We start from the raw sequence: 2,790 nt of genomic DNA on the forward strand, positions 1-2,790 counted from the left end.
GTCGTAGATCTCGGTGCTCGACTTGGCGAGGATGCCGGCGCCGCGCGGGTTGTCGTAGATCGTGTTGTCGTGGATCTTCAGCGTGCTGTTGGCCTGGCTGTGGTCGTGGTACAGGCCATGCGACCGACCGTCGCCGCCGCCGGCGCCGTTGTTGAAGATCGTGTTGCCGGCGATCTCACCGCTCAGGATGCGGCCGTTCCAGCCCGAATACACACCGTCGGTCCGCCAGCCGTTGTCGCTGATGGTGTTGTTGGTGAAGTACTGGTCGGCGTTGTCGGCGGAGTAATGCACGATGCCGTAGGCGCCGTTGCCGTCGATCGTGGAATGGTCGATCCGCAGCCCGTGCGAGGTGCCGCTGATGACGACGCCCGAGCCGTGGTTGTCGACGATCTGCGAGTTGGTGACCTTCACGTTGTCGGCGCCGCCGTTGAGCAGCAGGCCGGCGTCGCCCGAACCCTTCATGGTCAGGCTGTCGAAGGTGATGTTGTCCTTGTTGTTCAGGCTGACGGCGTAGCTGGAGCCGCTGGCCGCCTCGATCACCGGGTTGGCGCCGGTGCCGTAGGCGCCGTAGACGATCGGCTTGTCGGAGGTGCCGGAGGTCGAGGCCAGAAGGCTGTCGTGCCAAGTCTCGCCACGCTCGAACAGGACCAGCGAACCGGCCGCGAAGTTGGTCGAGTTCACCTTGTCCAGCGACTTCCAAGCCTGGTTCGCATCATGGCCGGAGTTGCTGTCGCTGCCGTTGGTCGCATCGACGTAGTAGATCTGCGAGGCCGGGGTGGACGGGTAGTCCGACGTGCCGGAGGTCGGCGCCGTGGGGGCGGCCGGGGCCGCGGCGGCGGTCGTCGCGAAGAACTCCTTGGGAGCGGCGACGGCCAGCGTGCCGTTCCACCACATGTTGGCCTGACCCGGAACGACGTCCTTGCCGTCGAGCGCGCCCTTGTCATAGGTGACCGACGGATCCGTCGGGGCGACCTTGTGGCCGTTGATGGAGATGGCGTTGACCGTCAGGTTGCGGTCCTGCCCATCGACAGCGCCATCGTTGTCGTACTGGATCTGAATCTTGTGCGCCTGATCGGCAGTCACGTTGGCGTCGAAGGAGAAATCCTTGGCATCACCGCCCGCGGAGCCTTCGCCGACCACGGCGCCGTCCACCAGCAGTTTGAAATGGGGCGAGACGCCGCCCGCGGCGGTGCCGGAAGCGTTTACGACGATCTTGGCGGTGGAGGCGGCAGCGGCCGTGGCGTCGGCCAGCGCCAGAGGCTGTGCGGTGGTCTGGAGTGCCTGGAGATGGAGAATTGAGTCCGGCGTCGCGGCGCTGTCGGCGGTCACCGGGGTGATGCTATCGACAACAGCCTGAAACGGATCGGCAGCAGAATCACCGACAAAACCGGTCGTGTCGGCGTGGTTCTGATGATCAAGCTCAATGGCCATATGATCCATGGTCTTCACTCTTTCCTTTTTACAGCGCCACGTTTGTGGCGGTGGGCGGGAATGTGCGCGGATCGCGCCGTCCCGCTTGCTGTGCGCTCAATCGTTTTCGACAGGACCGGAGCCTAGCCAGCACCGTGTGGCCTTAAATGGTTCGATTTTAGGATAATTAGTTTTTGAAGTGCGCCAAATCCATCACAGGAATTCTCCCAACGAAAGTGGTAGTTCCTCGAATTTAGGAGTTAACACTAACGAGGTAACTCTTTCGGTAAATTTTTGAAATTGCAGCGAACTACAAGAATTTAGCAGCCGATTATCGATGGCTTCTTGCGCCGCACCCAATGATTGGACCCGGTCGTCTTGTGACATTCCTGTTGAAGAAAGCTGGGATGCCACATACCATACGCCACACGGACAGTTTGGATAACAAACAATCCGTCTCGCCAGACAATCCAAAAATGATGAGCCGTGCCGACGGAAGCCCGGCCACCCAAAAGGGAAGGAATGAGGCATGAAGGACGTACAGCGCCCGCGCTGCGCGCGGAAGACCCCTTTTGACTCCTTCGCTTTTAAAAACACGCCAAGAAGAACGCTCGCCGGCGGAACGGCCCTGGCCGGCGCGCTCGGCCTTCTGCTGCTCCCGGTCGCGGCCCAAGCCGCCTGGGAGCCGACCAAATCGGTCGAATTCGTCGTCCCGGCGGGAACCGGTGGCGGCGCCGACCAGATGGCGCGGATGATCCAGGGCATTATTCAGAAGAACAACCTGATGGGCCAGCCCATCGTCGTCATCAACAAGTCGGGCGGTGCCGGCGCGGAAGGCTTCCTCGACGTCAAGTCGTCGAACCGCAACCCGCACAAGATCATCATCACCCTGTCCAACCTGTTCACCACGCCCCTGGCGACCGGCGTTCCCTTCTCCTGGAAGGATATGACCCCGGTGGCAATGCTGGCGCTGGACAACTTCGTCCTGTGGGTGAACAGCGAGGCCGCGCAGAAATCGCCCAAGGAGTTCGTCGAGGCCGCCAAGGAGGGCGGCGCCAACCGCTTCAAGATGGGCGGCACCGGTTCCAAGCAGGAGGACCAGATCATCACCGCTGCCATCGAGCAGTCGGCTGGCGTCACCTTCACCTACGTCCCCTACAAGGGCGGCGGCGACGTGGCGGCCCAACTCGTCGGCAACCACATCAACGCCAGCGTCAACAACCCGATCGAGGCGGTGTCGCAATGGCGGGCCGGCGCGCTGCGGCCCTTGTGCGTCTTCGACAAGGAGCGCATCCCGCTGAAGGAGCCGGTGGCCGACGGCAAGTCGTGGAACAGCATCCCGACCTGCAAGGAATCCGGGCTGGACGTGGAATACACCAT

2 protein-coding genes are annotated in these 2,790 nt (G+C 62.3%); one reads left to right on the forward strand and one right to left on the reverse strand.

The annotated features are described in order from the left end of the window. On the reverse strand, window positions 1–1,440 hold a 1,440-nt coding region (locus tag Q4I23_RS31945), incomplete at its 3' end, for a carbohydrate-binding domain-containing protein (protein WP_498528901.1). 499 nt (window positions 1,441–1,939) lie between these two features. Here Q4I23_RS31945 and Q4I23_RS31950 point away from each other — a divergent pair. Then, a partial coding sequence (locus Q4I23_RS31950) for a tripartite tricarboxylate transporter substrate binding protein (RefSeq protein ID WP_498528902.1) occupies window positions 1,940–2,790 on the forward strand: 851 nt, incomplete at its 3' end.

The organism is Azospirillum sp. UFLA03-27, from assembly GCF_059803775.1.